At 60.8% G+C, this 19,938-nt stretch carries 16 protein-coding genes; all 16 read right to left on the bottom strand.

Annotated elements, in window-relative coordinates; genetic code table 11:
- Positions 1-305 precede the first annotated feature (305 nt).
- The 16 genes from HUS57_RS14660 to HUS57_RS14585 all read right to left on the bottom strand — a co-directional run bounded on the left by HUS57_RS14660 (position 306) and on the right by HUS57_RS14585 (position 19,658).
- The gene (locus HUS57_RS14660) at positions 306-2,612 is read right to left on the bottom strand and encodes a PAS domain-containing hybrid sensor histidine kinase/response regulator (RefSeq protein WP_246727884.1); all 2,307 of its coding nucleotides are present in this window, start codon (positions 2,610-2,612) and stop codon (positions 306-308) included.
- Positions 2,613-2,656: 44 nt separating this feature from the next.
- Positions 2,657-3,646: an MDR family oxidoreductase gene (locus HUS57_RS14655; protein WP_173934636.1), complete on the bottom strand. Its 990-nt coding sequence runs from the start codon at positions 3,644-3,646 to the stop codon at positions 2,657-2,659.
- 118 nt (positions 3,647-3,764) lie between these two features.
- Complete coding sequence (locus HUS57_RS14650) at positions 3,765-4,817, bottom strand: hemolysin family protein (RefSeq protein ID WP_173935211.1); 1,053 nt, start codon at positions 4,815-4,817, stop codon at positions 3,765-3,767.
- Between the two features lie 27 nt (positions 4,818-4,844).
- A complete protein-coding gene (gene ybeY / locus HUS57_RS14645) occupies positions 4,845-5,333 on the bottom strand; it encodes an rRNA maturation RNase YbeY (RefSeq protein ID WP_173934635.1) in 489 nt (162 codons plus the stop codon).
- A complete protein-coding gene (locus HUS57_RS14640; protein WP_173934634.1) occupies positions 5,330-6,316 on the bottom strand; it encodes a PhoH family protein in 987 nt (328 codons plus the stop codon). The genes ybeY and HUS57_RS14640 overlap by 4 nt, the downstream gene beginning before the upstream one ends.
- A 44-nt stretch (positions 6,317-6,360) precedes the next feature.
- A complete protein-coding gene (gene miaB / locus HUS57_RS14635) occupies positions 6,361-7,803 on the bottom strand; it encodes a tRNA (N6-isopentenyl adenosine(37)-C2)-methylthiotransferase MiaB (protein ID WP_173934633.1) in 1,443 nt (480 codons plus the stop codon).
- 45 nt (positions 7,804-7,848) lie between these two features.
- Positions 7,849-8,649, bottom strand: a complete 801-nt coding sequence (locus HUS57_RS14630) for a lysophospholipid acyltransferase family protein (protein WP_173934632.1) — start codon at positions 8,647-8,649, stop codon at positions 7,849-7,851.
- A gap of 25 nt (positions 8,650-8,674) precedes the next feature.
- The gene (locus tag HUS57_RS14625) at positions 8,675-9,169 is read right to left on the bottom strand and encodes a GNAT family N-acetyltransferase (protein ID WP_173934631.1); all 495 of its coding nucleotides are present in this window, start codon (positions 9,167-9,169) and stop codon (positions 8,675-8,677) included.
- Positions 9,169-9,843 (bottom strand): tRNA (adenosine(37)-N6)-threonylcarbamoyltransferase complex dimerization subunit type 1 TsaB, encoded by a 675-nt coding sequence (tsaB, locus tag HUS57_RS14620; RefSeq protein WP_173934630.1) that lies wholly within the window; start codon positions 9,841-9,843, stop codon positions 9,169-9,171. Before tsaB ends, HUS57_RS14625 begins: the two co-directional genes overlap by 1 nt.
- Positions 9,840-10,328 carry a GNAT family N-acetyltransferase gene (locus tag HUS57_RS14615; protein ID WP_173934629.1) on the bottom strand — a complete coding sequence of 163 codons (489 nt, stop codon included), beginning with the start codon at positions 10,326-10,328 and terminating at the stop codon, positions 9,840-9,842. The genes tsaB and HUS57_RS14615 overlap by 4 nt, the downstream gene beginning before the upstream one ends.
- Positions 10,300-12,498, bottom strand: a complete 2,199-nt coding sequence (locus HUS57_RS14610) for a malate synthase G (protein ID WP_173934628.1) — start codon at positions 12,496-12,498, stop codon at positions 10,300-10,302. Before HUS57_RS14610 ends, HUS57_RS14615 begins: the two co-directional genes overlap by 29 nt.
- Positions 12,499-12,548: 50 nt before the next feature.
- On the bottom strand, positions 12,549-14,573 hold the full coding sequence (locus HUS57_RS14605; RefSeq protein ID WP_173934627.1) for a hydantoinase/oxoprolinase family protein: 2,025 nt from the start codon (positions 14,571-14,573) through the stop codon (positions 12,549-12,551).
- Positions 14,574-15,959: 1,386 nt separating this feature from the next.
- The gene (locus HUS57_RS14600; protein WP_173934626.1) at positions 15,960-16,349 is read right to left on the bottom strand and encodes a helix-turn-helix domain-containing protein; all 390 of its coding nucleotides are present in this window, start codon (positions 16,347-16,349) and stop codon (positions 15,960-15,962) included.
- Between the two features lie 73 nt (positions 16,350-16,422).
- A complete protein-coding gene (gene proX / locus HUS57_RS14595) occupies positions 16,423-17,466 on the bottom strand; it encodes a glycine betaine/L-proline ABC transporter substrate-binding protein ProX (RefSeq protein WP_173934625.1) in 1,044 nt (347 codons plus the stop codon).
- Positions 17,467-17,547: 81 nt separating this feature from the next.
- Complete coding sequence (locus HUS57_RS14590) at positions 17,548-18,480, bottom strand: proline/glycine betaine ABC transporter permease (protein ID WP_173934624.1); 933 nt, start codon at positions 18,478-18,480, stop codon at positions 17,548-17,550.
- Positions 18,477-19,658, bottom strand: a complete 1,182-nt coding sequence (locus tag HUS57_RS14585) for a glycine betaine/L-proline ABC transporter ATP-binding protein (RefSeq protein WP_173934623.1) — start codon at positions 19,656-19,658, stop codon at positions 18,477-18,479. Before HUS57_RS14585 ends, HUS57_RS14590 begins: the two co-directional genes overlap by 4 nt.
- Positions 19,659-19,938: the final 280 nt, after the last annotated feature.

Genomic DNA, 19,938 nt, shown 5'->3' with positions numbered 1-19,938 from the left:
GAACCAGGCCGCCGCTGATATACCGTGATGGGCGGGAACATGCGGAGTGCGGCGATCGGATCGCAGCAGTTCCCCGAGATTATTCCCCCTCTCGACCGGATGCCCGTGCCCATACAAGCGGCATGGGCTGCCGGAAGCCGATGCACGACTTTTCACCGATCATGGTAAATAACCGGTTAAGCATTCTTGCCGAAATGCTTATGCGTTTGGGCGTGGTTGCCAAGCGGCGAGTGAACGCAAGATCCGCTTTCCGCTGCGGGATAGGAAGCAGCTTCTGGTCTATGGTCTCATTGGCAGGAATTTCGTTATGATTGGGCGTGCATCTCCAGGGCAGAGAGCAGCCGGTCCGGATCGAGCGGCTTGGTGACAAATCCGCTGGCTCCGAGTGCAAGCGCTCGCTGGCGGGTGGATTCCTGTCCGTCGGCGGAAAGTACGAGGATGGGGATGGCCGGCAATCCCGCCCCCTCTTCGAAGCGGCGGACGCTGGAGAGAGCCTCCAAGCCATCCATTACAGGCATGTGCAGGTCCATCAAAACGATGTCGTATGCGCGGCCGGCATCCACGAGTTTCTCAACTGCTGCGCGCCCGTCGGCGACCACGCTCACCTTGTGCCCCGCCCGCGTAAGTGCGGCGCGCGCCAACATCGCATTGATCTCGTTGTCTTCGGCAACCAGCACCCGTAGCCCGCCGCTTTTTGCCCGCTTTGTAACGGATGCTGGTTCCGCCTTCATCTCTGCGCCTGACGCGACCGGGGGTCGGCGATTGAGAAGCAAACGCAGGAATGTGCGCCCTCGCACTGGGCGGGCAAGGAAAACAGGATAGCCATTCCCACGCAAGTTCGAAAGCCGGCTACGATCATTAGGGGCGATAAGGGTAAAGAATTGGGCGGACCTGAGGCCTTGCTGTTTCAGGCGGAAAAGCAGGCTGCCTTCCTCGTCCTCCAAAGAAGCATCGATCACCACAGCGTCAAAACCGGATTTGCGCCGACGCACCAGCGAGACGGCTGCCTTTTCGCTGGAAACATGCCGCGCACGCCCGCCATGAGCTTTCACGGTCATGACCAGCGCCTCGCCCTCTCCCAGGTGCGGCGTCAGAACGAGAACGCTCAAACCATTAAGGACCTGCGCGCTTTCCGCAGGCGCTTCCTCCGCCTCGACAATGGGCAGAACCACGGTGAAGGTAGCCCCTTCGCCGGGCGCGCTTTCAACCGTTATCTTCCCGTCCATTGCATCGACCAGGCGCCGAGTGATGGCAAGGCCGAGGCCCGCGCCGTCGTGCTGTCGCGTGGGACCGGTATCGCCCTGCTCGAACTCCTGGAAGATGCGCGTCATCGTATTCTGTTCTATTCCGGGACCGGTGTCGCTGACCGCGAAGACAAGCTTGGGCTCAAGCGCTTGTTCGGAGGCCTTCACCGTCAGCAGCACGCCGCCATTTTCGGTGAACTTGATCGCATTGCCGAGCAGGTTGAGAAGGATTTGCCTTAGCCGCACCGGATCGGCACTTACGGCTTCCGGCACTGCCGGATCGATATGACAGCCCAGGCCAATATTCTTCGTGAAGGCCCGTGCGGCCATCAGTTCGATCACGTCTTCGACCAGATCGCGCACTGCCACCCGCTGCGGTTCCAGTTGCAGCCGCCCCGCCTCAATCTTGGAATAATCGAGCAGGTCATCGATCAGCGCTAGCAACGCACTCGCTGATGTGGAAACCGCGTTGACATAGGTGCGTTGCTCAGCCGAAAGCTTTGTGTCGGCAAGGAGCCGCGCCATTCCCATAATGCCGTTCATGGGCGTGCGGATTTCATGACTAACAGTCGCGAGAAAACGAGACTTGGCAAGGCTCGCCTGCTCGGCACGCTCGCGGGCGGTAATCAGCGCTGTTTCAGCTTGCTTGCGTTCAGTAATGTCGCGCGCAATCGCCCAATGGGAAACGGTCCCGCTTTCACGTTCCCGCATGGAAAGCTCTGTCCAGGCAAACCAGCGGAGCCCGTCCTTGCCGAGGATGGCAACATCGGTCGAGTTAAGCCTCTCTTCATCGGCAAAGACGGCGTCAGGCACAAAGGTAACGTCTATCCCCAACTCGGAAAGCGATTTGCCGAGAAGCTCCCGCTCGTCGCTTCCCATAAGCTCGCTGAGAACGCGGTTTGCATAAAGAATTCTGCCATTTCCGTCGCGGTGCACCACCAGATCGCCGAGGCCGTCGAGCAGGTCGTAGAAACGCTGCTCGCTCTCTTGCATTTCCCACATCCGGTCGGCGAGCTTTTCTGTTTCCTCGCTCGTCGACGGTTCGTTCGCAGGCATCGGATGAGGAAAGTCATCCGACTGGGCCAGGAAGCCGGCCGCGACCGCCGAAAACCCGAGAAGCAAGACGAGCACGGCAAAGAAGGGCGGGACGTTTGCAAGCAAGCCGGCGGCGGCAAGCAGCAGTGACAGGATGCCAAACCAAAGAAGCCTGAGGTCCTGTGAAGGACGGGGATCCAACGGACGCGGATGCCCGTCGGCAAGCGCATTTTCGCTCCCCCGTACCGCCGCGTCGTCCCGCGGCAAATCCTTGAGATTTCCACCGGTGTTCTTCATCCGTTGTAGGATAGAACGCCGAGGCTTACCGTTCATTTTGGAGTTTCGCTCGAATTCTAAGCCAAGCAACAACCATTTCTTTACAAGTCGACGATCAGCCGGCCTCGCACACGTCCGCCTACAATGTCGTCCGCTGCGCTCAGGACGTCCTTCAAGCCGACCGTCTGGGAAATGGCCATGAGCTTGGCAGGATCGAGCAAGGAGGCAAGACGGCTCCATGCCTCCATCCTCAGGGGTTTTGGCGCCATTACCGAATCAATGCCCAGCAGCGAGACGCCTCTCAGAATAAAGGGAGCCACCGTGGCGGGCAGATCCATGCCTTGGGCAAGGCCGCATGCGGCAACAGCACCGCCATAGCAGGTCATGGAAAGCACATTTGCGAGCGTGTGGCTTCCCACGGCATCGATGCCGCCGGCCCACAGCTCCTTGCCGAGCGGGCGGGACGGCCCTGAAAGCGCCTCGCGCGCAACGATCTCCTTTGCACCGAGTTCCCGCAGGTAGGCTTCCTCGGAAATGCGTCCCGTGGATGCAGTCACCTCGTAGCCGAGCGCGGCAAGAAGAGCGATGGCCACAGAGCCGACGCCGCCTGTGGCTCCGGTAACGATTACCGGCCCCAGGTCAGGCAACACACCATGGCGCTCAAGCGCCATTACCGCCAGCATGGCGGTATAGCCGGCAGTTCCTACGGCCATGGCTTCACGCATGCTCATCCCGTCGGGCAGAGGCAGCAGCCAATCTCCGCTCACGCGAGCGCGACCGGCAAAGCCGCCATAGTGCGTCTCGCCCACCCCCCAGCCGTTGAGAATGACCTCGTCGCCTTCCTTCCATTCCGGGTGGCTGGAACGAGTGACCGTGCCTGCGAAATCGATACCGGGGATCATGGGAAAGCGGCGCACAACGGGTGACTTGCCGGTAATTGCAAGGCCGTCCTTGTAATTCACGGTGGACGCCGCGACAGCAACCGTGACGTCACCCGGCATCAGCTCATCTTCGGTCAGTTCCACATGGGCAACAGCTTGGTTCTTCTTCTCATCGCGAGTGATGAGAATAGCCTCGAATTGCTCGCTCATGATGCTTTCTCCTCGTACGGGCGCAACTGTGCGCCGCACCGCCGGGCCAGGTCAATGGCAGATGACCCGCATGGTGAACGCGTGCATGGCGGCCTGCAAAGGAGAAACAGACGGACGGCTAGATTTCCGGCGGCTTTAAAATACGCCGGCGCCGGTCGGCGGTGCGCCCCTGAACGATGCGCACGCGCTTGATCCGCCTGGGATCGGCATCCAGCACGTGAAATTCAAAACCGGGAATGGCCTGCACCACTTCACCCCGCGCTGGCACGCGGCCGAGCGTATTGAAGATCATACCGCCGATCGTGTCGACTTCCTCGGTGTGCTCATCTGCGCGGAAACCGTTGCCGATGGCATTAGCCACCTCCTCGATCTCGGCCCGGCCATCGACCAGGAAAATGCCTTCACCCGCTTTTTCGATAAGCGGCTCGTCCTCGTCATGCTCATCTTCGATATCGCCGATGACCATCTCGATGATGTCTTCGATGGAAACCAGCCCGTCCGTTCCGCCATACTCGTCGATCACAAGAGCCATCTGGATGCGTTCGGCCTGCATGCGCGACAGCAGGTCGGTAGCAAGCATCGATGGAGGGACAAAGAGCAACGGCCGGACAATGTTGATATCGCTTATGGGACGGGAAAGGTCCACATTCGCGAGAGACAGCGGCGTGTCGATCGCCGGCGCCTTCCGCCTACGGCCATTCTCTTGCCGCGACGCGCGCACCAGATGTGCAACGACGTCGCGGATGTGCACCATTCCGCGCGGATCATCCAGCGTTTCCACATAGACGGGCATGCGCGAGTGCGCGCCGCGCTCGAAGATATTCAGGAGCTCGCCCAGCGTCGTGTTGAGTTCCACGGCCTCGATATCGGCGCGAGGCACCATCACGTCCTCGACGCGCAGTTCGCGCAACCGTAGGATGTTGTTGAGCATCGCCCGCTCGCTGGGCGAAAACGAGGCCGCATCGGGCGCATGCTCGGAGAGCGCATCAGCCAGATCTTCACGCAGGGAAGACCCGTTACGGAACCGCAGGAAACCAGCGAGCCGGTTGATCAGAGATTGTCGGCGCTCGGGACTAGGTTCAGGTTGACTCGAGCCTTCTTCCCCCTCCGCGGGGGCTTCAGCCTCGCTGTCCGGCGCATTGCCGGAGGCGATCATGGTAATGTCTGTCATCATCTTACAGTCTTAGAAGCCTTCAAGTTAGGCATAAGGGTCGCCGATGGCAAGGCTCTCTAGAATTTCCCTTTCAAGATTTTCCATTTCCTCTGCATCTTCCGGCGTTTCGTGGTCATATCCCAAAAGATGCAGAAAACCGTGTACCAGAAGATGTGTGAGATGGTGGTCAAATGGCTTTTGATCTGCTTCCGCCTCACTTGCCACCGTCTCATAGGCCAACACGATGTCACCCAGATGGCGTGGCTCACCGCTCACCGGCATGTCGGCTGCGGGAAAGGAGAGCACGTTGGTGGGCTTGTTCTTCCCACGGAAACGCGCATTCAAGTCCTCCATCTGCGCATCGTCAGTAAAGACGATGCTGACTGTTTCCGCGGACGGGGCTCCAACGCGCTTTATCGCGGCGAGGATTGCCTGTTGCGCCAGATGCTGCAGCTTGCCCTCCGGTGGCCAACCTAAAGCTTCCACCGCACTTTCTACGATAATGCCCCCTGCGGGGACCCTGCCAGCCGTCATTTCTCTCCGGTGGACTTGCGACTCTGCGCTCGGTCATAGGCCTCCACGATGGCGGCCACAAGCGGATGGCGGACCACATCCTTCTCATTGAACCGGACGGTGACGGTGCCCGATACGTCCTTCAGGATGTCCAACGCCTCTACCAGGCCCGACTTCGTGTTGAGCGGCAGATCGATCTGGCTTGGATCGCCGGTCACGATCATGCGCCCATTCTCGCCAAGTCGGGTAAGAAACATCTTCATCTGCATGGGCGTGGTGTTCTGCGCCTCATCCAGAATCACAACCGCATTGGACAGCGTTCTGCCGCGCATGAAGGCAAGCGGCGCGATCTCGATGACATCCGCCGCCAACGCCCGCTCGACCTTGTCCGCGGGGATCATCTCGTAAAGCGCGTCGTAAAGGGGACGTAAGTAGGGATCGACCTTCTCTCGCATGTCGCCGGGCAGGAAGCCCAGCCGTTCGCCTGCCTCCACCGCGGGCCGCGAAAGCACGATGCGATCCACCATACCGCGTTCAAGCAGCATTGCGGCGTAGGCAACCGCAAGAAAGGTTTTGCCTGTTCCCGCGGGGCCAATGCCGAAGACGAGTTCCGAACGCTCCAGCGCCCGAATATATGCATCCTGGTTTGCCGAACGGGCGTGCACCGTCCGCTTTCGCGTGGAAATCTGGGCCGCTGCCAGCTTTCCCTTCGCCTCGAAGGTGGGCAGCGATAGCTGATCGTCCGCAGCTTGCGCGATCCGCAACGCTCCATCCACCTCGGAAGCTGAAAGCTCGGCCCCATTCTGAATAAGGCCGTAAAGATAGTCGAGCGTGCGGCGCGCCTGCTCCGCTGCTATCGGCTCGCCCTTGATGGCGATCTGGTTGCCTTTGGAGCGTATATCGACTCCAAGCTTCTGCTCGATTCGAGCCAGGTTTTCATCAAATGGCCCGTACAGAGCGCCCGCAAACTTGTTGTTGTCGAAGGTGAGCACGATGTGCGCCATATCGGATGCCCCTGCGGGCAGGTTGGTTCGCTGCGTACCCGCTGTCAAACGCGCACCCCCATGGCATTGTCCTTTATCGACATGACCTTTCGCTCTGCGAACAGGCTGTTTGTGCCCGCACGCAAGACCTTCACCGGAACAATGTCGCCGATTCTTCCGGCATTCGCATCAACAATTACCGGTTGCAGCCAGGGAGAACGGCCGACAAGCTGCCCCGGTTCACGGCCCGGCTTCTCCAACAGCAGGTCGATCTCGACCCCGACAAGGCTTTCGGCGAATGCGCGGCTCTGTTCGGCAAGCAGTGCCTGGAGCCGCTGCAATCTTTCGTCCTTCACTTTATCTGGCACCTGGGCATCCATTTCGGCGCCCGGAGTTCCAGGCCGCGGCGAATATTTGAACGAGAACGCCTGGGCATAGGTAACCTCCCGCACGAGGCGCATCGTATCCTCAAAATCTGCGTCCGTCTCTCCTGGAAAGCCAACGATGAAATCGCCGGACAAGGCAATGTCGGGGCGCGCCTTCCGGATGCGTTCAATCAGGCTTAGATAATCCGACGCCGTATGCTTCCGGTTCATAGCCTTCAGGATACGGTCAGAACCTGCCTGCACGGGCAGATGCAGGTAGGGCATGAGCTTGCCCAAGTCGCGGTGGGCGGCGATCAGTTCGTCATCCATGTCGCGGGGATGGCTGGTGGTATAGCGCAAGCGATCGAGACCGGGAATTTCCGCCAGCCGGAAAAGCAGTCTGCCGAGCCCCCATTCGCTTCCATCCGGCCCTTCCCCGTGCCAGGCATTGACGTTCTGTCCGAGCAAAGTGACCTCGCGAACGCCTGCATCCGCAAGCCTTTCCGCCTCGGCGACGATCTGCGCCACGGAACGGGAAACTTCTGCCCCACGCGTATAGGGCACGACGCAGAAGGTGCAGAACTTGTCGCAGCCCTCCTGCACCGTCAGAAAGGCGGTAACGCCCCGACTCTTGACGACCCGACGTTCGGGCGCGGGCAGATGCTCGAACTTGTCTTCTATGGCATATTCGGTCTCGACAATCTTTTCGCCTGCTTTTGCCCGCTGCACCACAGCGGGGAGGCGATGATAGGTTTGCGGCCCGATTACCAGATCCACCACCGGTGCTCGGCGCAAGATTTCCCGCCCTTCGGCCTGGGCCACGCAGCCTGCCACGCCGATCACGGTTTCCTGGCCCCTTTTAGCCCTTTCCTCCTTCAGGAGACGGATACGGCCCAGTTCCGAATAGACCTTTTCGGCTGCCTTTTCCCGAATATGGCAGGTGTTGAGGAGCACGAGGTCGGCTTCCTCTATCGTATCCGCTGGGCGGAAGCCATCCGCCGCCAGCGCATCGGCCATGCGCTGGGAATCATAAACGTTCATCTGGCAGCCATAGGTCTTCACAAAAACCTTCTTCTCCCTCGGCGAAGCCTCTTCGCGTCCGAGAGGTTTGGCTGAACCTCGCTGTGGCAGGTTGTGTTCCATGAAGGGCTAACTAGCGTCTTTCGATGACAAAAAACAGGCGAAACTTCATTCCGTCTTTTCACGGCCGCGAAGGGCGGCCGCAACCATGCGTCGCACTTCAACTTCACTCTTGCGTGCAAGAGCCTTCCGGTCCGTTCCCGCAGCACAGGAGATGGGCTCTGCGAACCGGACCTCGACATCGATTGCCCCGCGCCGCAACAGTTCCTTCAGATGAGGCAGGAAATCCATGTCACCGATCCAGGCGATGGAACCGCGTTCCCGACGATCGAGCGGCAAGCCGTTGCGGCGGATATAGGCGATTGCGGCGGGCTGTACCAGAACGCGTTCGGCATCCATGGTTCCAAGAGCGATCTGGGCCGCACCAAAAAGCGCCGATTTGAAGGGCAGGATTCGAGTGCCATCGCCCGTCGTGCCTTCGGCGAAAAGTACCATCGGATCGCCACTGGCCAGCCTGTTTGCAATCTCGCGTGCCTGTGTTGACGAGGCGCGCCTGCGTTCGCGCTCGATAAACACCGAGCGCTGCATGCGCGCAAAGGTACCCAGCAACGGCCATCCGCGCACTTCGGCTTTCGCGATGAAATGCGCTTCCATTATCGAGCCAAGCACGAGAATATCGCTCCACGAGACGTGATTGGAGACGATGAGAAGCGGCTTCTCCGTGGCGGGACGACCGCGAAGATGTACCCGGATGCCAAGCACGCGCAGCGTCAGCCGGTGCCAAAGACGCGGCACCCTACGGTCGCTCCACCAGCCAGTGCGCAGCGCGATCTCCTGATAGAGCATCAAAGGCAGCGTGTAGCTGGCAATCGCCATTATCTTTGCGGCCGCGCGGAGTTGCGCAAGCATCGTTCCCTGCTCCCCGCCCCTGCTTCTATCCCAGGTCCCGGCGCATGACCAGTGCGTTGGACGGGTGGGACTGCGGCGTGCGGTAATAGCCCGGCCGCCGGCCAACCTCTCGGAAACCGAGACGGCGATAAAGCGCTAGAGCCGCCGTATTGTTTTCGTCCACCTCAAGAAACAGTGCGTCCGCCCGCTCACCGTGAAGCGCGCGAAGCACCGCATCCATGAGAAGGTAGCCGATGCCGCGCCGACGGAAGGGGCGCGGGACAACCAATGTCAGGATTTCCGCCTCACCACCTGCGCTGCGCGCCAGAACAAATCCGCACAGCCTGCCGCTCGGGTCCCCTTCCTCAACAGCCGCAAAGCCAAAGACCGTACTTTGCGCCAGCAGCGCTTCAAACTCGCCATCCGACCATGAACGCGCGAAATCCTCCGAATGTAGCGCGGCAAGGGCCGGCGCGTCGGCGATCTCCACCGGGCGCACGGCGAAGCTCCGCCTGCGGAAAGCAGCGAAAGAAAGCGCCATTACTGTCTCCGCAGCGGCAGGGCAAAGCCTGATTGAGGCTTGGCGTCGGGCTTGCGCAGATAAAGCGGCCGCGGCTTCTCCCCACTCGCCGGGCGCGAGGCGGCAATGCGGGCATAGAAGAGGATATCCGCCGTCGCCCGTTGAGGGCCGAAGTCAAACCTGCCTCCCGCAGCCTGCGCGACAGTTTCTGCCGCATCGCCGGCGAGCACGGTTCCTGCTTCGGCAAGGCGCGCTGCTTCCTCCAGCAGAGCCAGCCGCGGTCCGTCGGCCAGCGCGCCAGCGATATCAAAGCCGGCAATAGGGAAAGGTTCTGACCTGCCAATGACAGAAAGGATTGGACGGCCCGGGTATGCCTCGCGCGCCTCTGCCGCAAGAGCTTCAAGGGTGGTGACGCCGATTGCCGGAATTTCCAAGGCCAGCGCCAAGCCCCGCGCCGCCGACACTCCCACCCGAAGGCCGGTGAAAGAGCCGGGCCCTACGGCAACGGCGACGGCTGCAAGATCGGAATAAGTAAGCCCGGCTTCGTCGAGCGCACCGGCAATTACCGCCATCACATGCTCTGCATGGCCCCTGCCAAGATCGAGCACGTGCCGGCCCTTTTCGGCCCTGCTACGTGAATCATATACGCAGGCCGCGCAAAGCGACGCCGCGGTGTCGAGGGCAAGTATGTTCATGGCGAGTTCGCCACAGCCTTTCTGTCGTTCAGGGCAGGTCTGTCCACTTCCAACCGCAGGCGCGGCAGAAGGCGTCCCGGTATTGAGCCAGAACGGGAGCGGCCGGTCACGACCGCTCCCATGCGCTCATAAAACGCCGCCGCACCGGGATCGGAATCGAGCACGAGCGCCTGGGCACCAGATTTTGCCGCCTTGGCTGCCGCCGATTCAAGTAGCGCCCGACCGATGCCTCTCCCATGAAACGCCGGCTCCACGAACAGCTTGTCCAACTCGGCTTCCTCGCCACCGGTCGAAATCTGGGCCAGCCCTACGGCAGTTCCATCGAGCTCGGCCACTATGAGACCCGGACTTGCCGGATCAACGGTGAGTTCCTCACGGCAGGCTGCGATAAAAGTATCGTCATAGCCGTGCGCTGCCTTGGATCGCAGGCACAGCGCAGTCAACGCATCGCCTTCATCACGCCTGGCTTGCCGAAGCCGCAGCATTGTTCCGGTCCCGCGCCTTCTTCTCAAGGCGCTTAATGTGCAGCACCGGCTCCGTATAGCCGTTCGGCTGCTCGCGGCCCTTGAACACCAAATCGCAGGCAGCCTGGAAGGCAATGGAAGCATCGAAGTCCCGCGCCATTGGCTCATAATTCGGGTCGTCGGCGTTCTGCCGGTCTACAACCTCGGCCATGCGCTTCATTGTCTCCATCACCTGCTCGCGCGTGACGACACCGTGGTGCAGCCAGTTGGCGATGTGCTGGGAGGAAATGCGCAGGGTAGCGCGATCCTCCATCAGGCCGACATTGTTGATATCCGGGACCTTGGAACAGCCTACACCCTGATCGATCCAGCGCACCACATATCCCAAAATGCCCTGCGCGTTGTTGTCGAGTTCCTGTTTGATTTCCTCCGGGCTCCAGTTGGGGCGCACGGCAACGGGAATGGAGAGAACGTCGGCAAGCTTGGCGCGGGGGCGCGATTTCAGTTCCTCCTGAACCGCCTTCACGTCGACCTTGTGGTAATGGGTGGCGTGCAGCGTAGCAGCGGTGGGCGAAGGTACCCAGGCCGTGTTGGCGCCAGCCTTCGGATGGCCGATCTTCTGCTCCAGCATCGCCGCCATCATATCGGGCATGGCCCACATTCCTTTGCCAATCTGGGCATAGCCGGCAAGGCCGCATTCAAGGCCGATATCCACGTTCCAGTTCTCATAAGCCGCAATCCAGGTCGACTGCTTCATGTCCCCCTTACGGATCATCGGGCCAGCTTCCATGGAAGTATGGATCTCATCGCCAGTGCGATCGAGGAAGCCGGTATTTATGAAAACCACACGTTCGGAAGCGGCGCGGATGCACTCCTTGAGGTTCACCGTCGTGCGCCGCTCTTCGTCCATGATTCCCATCTTGATGGTGTTGGCGCGCATGCCAAGCGCGTCTTCGACACGGGCAAAAAGTTCGACGGCGAAGGCCACCTCCTCCGGGCCGTGCATCTTCGGCTTCACCACATAGATCGAGCCTGCGCGGCTGTTCATGCGCCGGCCGTTCGGGCCGATATCGTGCAGCGCGATCAGGGCTGTGAACATGGCATCCATGATGCCTTCCGGAACCTCGTTGCCATCCCGGTCGAGAATAGCCGGGTTGGTCATGAGATGCCCTACATTGCGCACGAGCATCAGCGAGCGGCCGGGAAGAGCAAGCGACGTGCCGTCCGGCGCGGTGAGTTCCACATCCGGCGCAAGCCTTCGCGTAATAGCGCTGCCGCCCTTCTCGAATGTCTCGGTCAGATCGCCCTTCATCAGGCCGAGCCAGTTGCGGTAGGCAAGCACCTTGTCTTCAGCATCGACCGCAGCAACGGAATCCTCGCAATCCATGATGGTGGTGAGCGCGGCTTCCAGAACCACGTCGGCGATACCCGCCTTGTCCGTGGCTCCGATCGGATGTTCCCGATCTACCATGATGCGTATGTGCAGTCCGTTTCTGGCGAGCGCAATCTCACGGGGATTGGCCAGCTCGCCAGCATAGCCGGCAAACTGCGCGGGGTTCTTAAGGCCCCTCGCACCGCTTTCGAGCGCTACCGAGAGCTTCCCGTCAGAGACGGAAAGGCCAACAACATCCGACCAGCTTGCGCCTTCCAGCGGCGCGCTCTCGTCCAGAAAGCCCCGCGCCCAGGCAATCACCTTTTCCCCGCGCCGCGGATTGTAGCCCTTGCCAAGCTCGGCCCCATCAGTCTCGGGGATAGCATCGGTGCCATAAAGCGCATCATATAGCGACCCCCAGCGGGCATTCGCGGCATTGAGCGCATACCGGGCGTTCATGACGGGCACGACGAGCTGCGGCCCGGCCAAATCGGCGATCTCCGGGTCCACATCCGAAGTCGTTACCTTAAAGTCAGGCCCCTCGGGTAGAAGATAGCCGATCTCACGCAAGAAAGCCTCGTAGGCATTAAGGTCGCTCGGCGCGCCGTTCTCACGATGCCATGTATCGATCTTCTCCTGAAGCGCTCCACGCGTGGCAAGCAGTTCGCGATTCCTGGGCGCAAGAGCGTGCACGATTTCCGATAGCGCGCGCCAAAACGCCTCCGCGTCGACGCCAGTCCCCGGCAGAGCTTCCCGGATGGCGAAATCATGAAGGGCCCGGGAGACTTTCAAGCCATTAATATCGACACGGTCCGTCATAGTTCCTCCTGCATCTATGTAGGGTGTTTGACCATGGCGGGAGCCGGGGGTCAATTACCCGTAGCCGCTATGCGCGGCCTCCCCGAGGCTGTAGCGCGGATCATGCCCTCAACAAAGAGGCGCCGGCCTTCTACCTGTGCCGCCTCGATGGCACGCTCCACCAAAGTCTCAGCCTCTACCGCACCCGCTTCCGCCGCCTTTGCAGCAGCAAGTGCGCGCGCCTGTCGCTCCGCATGGACAAGCGCCTCCTCCTCGTCATCGAAATCATCCGTTCCGCTGCCGACGGACACGCGGAAAAGGCCCTCCTGCGGCTGCGTGATCTTCGCTTCGACCGCTATGCGCACCTGCCCCGCGACCGCGCCGACGGCATTGGCGACGTCAAGACAGTTGGGCAGGACACAATCACTTTCAAGCAGCCGGTCGAGGGAGGAATAATGGACGCGCGCCGAGGCACCCAGGCCTATGACCGGACGATCGAGGCATATCGAGAAGCGCGCCACCCCCTCTCTGCGGTCCAGCGCGCGACTAATAAGGGGGTGGCGCGGCGACACGGCCTCACCCAGACCGTCCTCGGCAAGGGCCGTTTCCAGAATCGCTTCGGCCGACCGCCGCGTCAGTGCCCTGAGCACACGCGCACTAATTTCAGCGGCATCGGCGGCGAGCGGGCGGCCGCGTTTGTCGCTCCTGCGTGCAAAAAGCATTGCACCCAGATGCGCTGCCCTGCCGTTCCAGATGGCTTGCTGCCCCGCCACATGAGCCGCATCGGAGGGTGTAAAGCCGCAAAGCTGGGCCAGCCCGCGTGAAACCAGCCGTTCGATCGCGACCAGTGCAAGATTCGAGCTCGCAAATTCGTCTAGCGGTTGGGGGCGAGCTTTCAGGCGGCGGTAGATCCTTTCCTCATTGCCCGACAGCCCAGCGGCAAACCGCTCGGGAAGACCCGTGGAAATGACAAAGCGCCCGTCAAGGCGCCCCGGCGGCTGCTCCCGGCAAAGCTGGCGCTCCAGCACCGGGATCACGGAGCCGGGATGTTGCATCTCCGCTAGGGAAAGCGGTACCAGCCGCCGCGGACCAAGCTGGATCTCCGGCTCCAGCACGCGCTCGTCAATGGAAACCTCCGAGTCGCCGCCAAGGCCGAAAGTGCGCATGGCCACAGCCTCGACCATGGTGCGCCACCCGCCCACCAGCGCGCCCTCCTCGTCAAGCCGCGGACGGCCGCCGGAAAGAATGGCGATGTCGGTGGTGGTGCCGCCAATATCGGAGACAATGGCCTCCTCGATTCCGGTCAGGTGGCGAGCACCCACGAGACTGGCCGCAGGGCCGGAAAGGATCGTCTCGATCGGGCGGGTACGCGCCACCGGAGCCGAAATCAGGGCTCCATCGCCACGGACCACCATTAACGGAGCGGCGATGCCGCGCCTTTCCAGGAAAGAGGACGTGGATGTGATCAACCTGTCGATGAGGGAGATCAGCCGCGCGTTTAGCAGCGTGGTCAGCGCCCGCCGCGGCCCCCCCAACCTGGCCGAAAGCTCATGGCTTGCGGTCACTGGCAAACCAGTATGCTCCTGAATGGCCTCGCACACGGCGATTTCGTGCGCGGGATTGCGCACGGCGAAATAGGCGCAAACGGCAAAAGCCGAAACCGTCGGCGCGACAGTCTCCAGCCATCGAAAAAGAGGCGAAAGATCAAGCTCTTTCTCATTGCCATGCCCGTCATGCCCGCCGGGAATGAACACCACCGGATCGCTTCCCAAAGCCTGGCGCAATCCGGCGCGGTCAAGATCGGCCTCGGAAAAGCCGACCATGACCAGCCCCGAACGCCCGCCCTGCCCTTCCACCAGCGCGTTGGTTGCGAGGGTGGTGGACATTGAGACAAGTCCGATGCGCCCTGCATCCGCATCGCTCTCACCAAGCAATGTCTTGACGGCTTCCGCCATTCCTTCAGCAAGATCGTGCCTGGTGGTAAGCGCCTTGGCCTTGGCGACAATGCCGCGTTGCTCATCGTAAAGCACAGCATCGGTGTAGGTGCCGCCCGTATCAATGCCAAGAAGGAGGGGCGCAAGCGCCTGATGCTGCATCCGTGGCCTTCCAATCAAATCTTACGCCACCCGGTGCTGAGCCGATTGTGCCTCCGGCCGTGGCGGTCAACCTAATCTGAACTGCCATAAGCCCCGCAATATATCCAGATGGAAGGAGCAGATCTCTCATGCTGGCGGGGATCGGCGAGAGACAGTTCCCTCGCCCTTACCTTCGCCACCGGAACGATCAGCGCGGCAAAACGAGCGCTCGGCCCATGCCGCCGCGCCATTCCGGGGCATGAAGAATGCGAAAAGATTTAGGCCATCTTCGACCCCGAGGACGCGCCAAGCCCGAAGCGTACGTCTTCCCGGCGCGACGACGAGGGCAAGTCCCGATATCCTGCGGCTTCGCATGTCGGAGCGCCTATAGGCACCTTACACTTGCGGCAAAGCACTTCACGGTGTCGCCGACCTTGAGGCAGCCCCTTTTTGGTGCTGCCACCTGTTCGCTACCAGGGTTCTTCCGCCCTTTCAGAACGTCATTCACGCGACCTGGATTAACCCGGTAGCAAGCGGCAACGTGGTGCTGGTACTCGCCGGTCCAATGCCGCAGCCACACGTCGACGGCATCGTCAAACGTAAGCTGATCGGGTTGTGGATTGTAGTCATTTCGGTCCTTCGAACAAAAGGACCAGGAGGGACTTCCCTGCTCCCGCCACAAGTTCGATTGTGGGGCAGTGTTCACGCGGCCAGCCTCTACCGGCTGGTTTTACTCAAGGTCCACACGCGGCCTGGACGTGCGGACCAACTTCCGCAATTGCCTTGGCTTGTCGAACCTCTGGGTTGCGTGCGCGGGAGTTTCCCACAGGCAGATGATCAAGCGCCCGCCCGCCACCAATATCTCGGCCCCAACCTGTGATACCGGATGGTTGAGCGCGCCGACGAGCCGGGCGAACACGTTCCCCCATTCGAGCGGCGGCGGTGATCGCCCAGCCAAGCCGCGCTATTGGCGCGGGCCAACGGTCGACCAGGCGTTACCATGAATATGTCCGCGTCACCGGCGCCAACGGTCGGCCCTCTGACTGACAACAGCGCGGAACCACTGCGCTCCTCCAGCCTGATCAGAGTGACATTCACCCAAAGGCTGCTATTGCCCCGTTGCTGCGGACGTATTCGACCTGGCTGCATGGCAGCGCCTTAACTCTAATCGCTTTGGGCGGCCACAACTGGAGGGCTGTGAAAGGGAGGCTGTACTAGGGGCTATATTGATGACGCTGATCGACGTCTCGCCACTGCTTCTTACTGCCGATCCCACTCGCGGACGATAGCTGTGTCAGCCGTAATGGGGAGTGAGCAAGACCAACGGATGCTGTTCGCCGACAACGATAATGCTCCACCTGCCCTCCCATGCAGGCAAAGCCAAGAAGACGCAGCCCGCATAGTGGCTCAGGCCGCCCTCCCGGCGCGCTCGGCACGTTGCTGGCGCGTAAGATCTTCCGCAATCTCCTTGAGACGTCGGTTAAGTGAGGCCGTCTCTTCCGAGATCTGGCGGACCGCACGCAAGAGGTCGGCAGAATGGTCTGCCTTGCGATCGACCGGGCCTGTTCCGGCACCCGTCAAAAGCCAGCAAGGGCTGACGCCGAGGAGCCCGGCCATCATGGTTAAGCGGTTCGCGCGCGGTGCATCGCGGTCGCACTCCCAGTCACGCCAGGTCTCGGCCAGAACGCCGAGATGGCAGGCGGCCTCTTCAACGGAAAGGCCGACGGCCTCGCGGCCCAGGGAAATCCTTCCCCCTAAAGTGTCCTCGCACGCGGAACCATCCTTGTCGACAAGCATTGACGCGTTCTCCTTTGAGCATGTTCCTATTCTTAAAGGAAGGAACGGCGGCTGCGCCGCCGTTCCGGTGGCGTCATTCTGCGGCTGCGCGTGCTGCTTCAAGCCAGCCATTCGCCAGATCGGCGTTCGCCTCGATCCACTCGGCGGCATGACGGTTGACATCTTCCTGGCTGCCTTCCCCGTCATTCATCCGTGCATTCTGCGCGTATATGTCTTGGATCGGGATCGAAGCCGTTTCGAGCAGCGCGCGAACGGCGGGGTTGGCCTCGAGGAATTCGGAATTCACGACCGGTCGGATATCGTTGGCCGGGAAGCCGAGCTTGCAAGGATCGTTGACGCAGCCCGTAACGCCGGAGAGCGTTGCCGCATCGGCAAGATCAGCCAGTTCTTCCGGCAGGTTCACTTCGGGAACCTCGATCCAGACAACGTCCTCACCTGGCTTTAGCGTGTCCACGGTCCAGTTCGGCGTCCAGGTATAGAACAGGATCGGCGTACCCTCGTTATATGCTGCAACTGCGTCCGCCATCGAAGCGGCGTAGCTCGCCTTGATCGGGTTAACATGGTCGCGCAGATCGTAAGCATCGAGGTGGTGCTCGATGTTGATCTCGCAGCCCCAGCCGGGAGGACAGGCAACCATGTCCGCCTTGCCGTCGCCATCGCGATCGAATGCCGCTTTCACCTCATCCCGCTTGAAATCCTCCAGGTTGGTGATGCCGAATTCTTCGGCTGAAGCCTTGTCGACGAGATAGCCTTCAAGCGCACCGCCTTTTGCGACGTAGCCAACGAGTTCTGCGCCTTGCGAGTAGGTGGTTTCATAGGAGTTGTGCAGCGGGAACCAGCCATTCACCCAAAGGTCGAGATCGCCCTGGGCGACAGCCTGGTAGAATGGCGGATTGTCAAGCGTGGTTGGTCCTTCAACCGTATAGCCAAGCTTTTCCAGAAGCTGCTTGTAAATTGCGGCCTCGAACCAGCCAGTATCCCAGGTGGCCTGGGCCATTCGCACGGTGATGCCCGCACCGGGCTCGTCCTGTGCCTGCGCGGCGGGTATTGGTGCTGCCAGCATGGTGCCTGCGGCGAGTGTAACGGCGACGAGCCGTGATAAACTGCGCTTGGTCATGGTACTCTCTCCTTGTCTTCTTCTTGCGCCCCCGCCTGAGAGAGGGGACATGAGAACCGCGCAAGACGCGGTCGGGCAGGATCAGCCTGCCCTTTTGGCTTCCGCCGCCGGCTTTTGCCCCCGCAGCGAGAAAAGAGATCGCATCGTTTCCAGAAGCGAGGGGACCTGCACCATCCGTCTTTCACCAAGTGCCTGACTGATGCGGTCGAGAATGATGGCAAGCAGCACGATACCCACTCCGCCCGCGGTCGCGTTGCCCACATCAAGACGACCCAATCCCGTGAAGACCGTCAGCCCCAGTCCGCCCGCGCCGATCATGGCCGCGATGACCACCATCGAGAGCGCCAGCATCAGCGTCTGGTTCAGCCCCGCCATGATGGTGCGCAGAGCCAGCGGGAACTGCACCTCCACAAGCATCTGCCACGGTGTCGCGCCGAAAGCCATCGCGGCCTCAATCAGATCCTCCCGCACGGTCCTGATGCCAAGGTCAGTGAGCCTGATTATGGGAGGCAGAGCGAAGATGATTGTGGCGATGATGCCAGGCACAACCCCGACGCCAAAAAGCATGACGATGGGCACCAGATAGACGAAAGAGGGGATTGTCTGCATGATGTCGAGGATCGGGCGAAGAATCGCCCGGAAAACTTCGGTGCGAGCAGCGAGCACGCCAAGGGGAATACCGAGAACCACGCAAAACAGAACGGCGGTGACGACCATGGCGAGCGTCGTCATTGTTTCCGGCCAAAGCCCGATCACATCGATGAAGGAGAGCGCTACGATAGTGAAAAGGGCCAGCCCTTTCCCGGCTGTACGCCATGCAACCAGAGCAAGTGCAAGGGTGAACACGAGCATCGGCGTGGCATTGAGAAATGCCGATAGCCCGTTAAGCACCTGCGTAACCGGCCACTGCATCGACCGGAAGAACGGACGGAAATTCGGCACCAGCCAGTCCCTGACCAGGGAATTGACCCAGTCGTCAAAGGGAAGTGTGAGAAAATCGGATGGGCTCATCATGCTGATGCTCCCCTTACCGCAAGCTGCTGGAAGACGTCCTGCGGCCGTACGACCCCGATAAGTTCGCCGGCGTCATCCGTCAGCGCGATCGGTAGGCCCGCCTCTGCAAGCAGGTAGAGATCATACAGCCGTGATTGTGGAGATGTCGAGGGAAACTCCTCCAACACGGCGGACTTAAGCGCACGTCCTTCCCGCAGAGCTGCGTTCGCGGCCTTGTAGGTTATAATGCCTGCAAGCTTGCCCCCTTTTAGAACATGGACCGCATCGGCGCCTGTTTCCTCCATGTGAGCAAGAGCCGACTGTATATCGGTGCCAAGATCAATCGTATCGGGCGGCCGGGCGATGCTACCGGCTTTGAAGACGAGCGACCGGTCGATGTCTCGCGTGAACGCCGCGACATAAGCATTTGCAGGATTTCCGACGATCTCCTCAGCGTTTCCGGTCTGCACGATCGCGCCGTTACGCATGATGGCGATGGTATTGCCGAGCGTCAGCGCTTCGTTCAGGTCGTGGGTGATGAAAACGATGGTCTTCTTCAGCGTCCGCTGCAATTCGAGAAGTTCCTGCTGCATGTCGCTGCGGATGAGCGGGTCGAGCGCACTGAAAGGCTCGTCCATCAACAGGATTTCAGGTTCCGAGGCCAACCCGCGGGCAAGCCCCACGCGCTGCTGCATGCCACCCGAAAGCTCGTCTGGATAGCTGTCGCCACGCGCGCCAAGGCCCACCTGCTCAAGCGCCGACTGCGCCCGCTCACGCCGTTCCGCGGCCTTGACGCCCCGTATCTTCAACCCGAACGCGACGTTCTCGACTACCGTCTTGTGGGGGAAAAGAGCGAAGTGCTGGAACACCATCGCAACCTTTTCGCGGCGGATGGTGCGTAGCTCTTCGTCCGAGCAGCTTGCTACATCGATCCCATCAATGAGAATTTCGCCAGAACTCGGCTTGATGAGACCGTTGATCATCCTGACGAGCGTAGACTTCCCAGATCCGGAAAGGCCCATGACGACGAAAATCTCTCCCTCCGCTACGCGGAAGGTCACGTTATGAACGCCGACGGCCTGGCCCGTGACCTCGTATATTTCGTCCTTGCTTTTCCCCGCCGCGAGAAGGTCGAGCGCTAGTGACGGATCTTCCCCGAAGATCTTGTATATATTATTTCCGGCTATCTTAGATTTCATCAGCCATTGTATCGAGCGCAACTATGTTCATGCAATAGCAGCATGAATCATGCCGATATTGGCATGAGATACGCCTGGAGTTCTCCCTGCTGTTTATCCGCAAGTCATGTCTGGCTTGGCGCGACAATATTCAATTCAAGGCACGCCGCTATGCGGAATGCCTTAAAGCTCCTTTATATACACAATCCATTTAGGGTCAACCTTAGCGGGAGGGAGCCATCTATCCGCATTGACACCTGAAGGACCGGGCGTCGTCGGTAGGCAGCGCCAAAGCATTAGC

It is taken from the genome of Chelativorans sp. Marseille-P2723, assembly GCF_902809845.1.
Lineage (GTDB): Bacteria > Pseudomonadota > Alphaproteobacteria > Rhizobiales > Rhizobiaceae > Chelativorans.
This window is presented reverse-complemented; position numbering and strand designations above follow the sequence as displayed.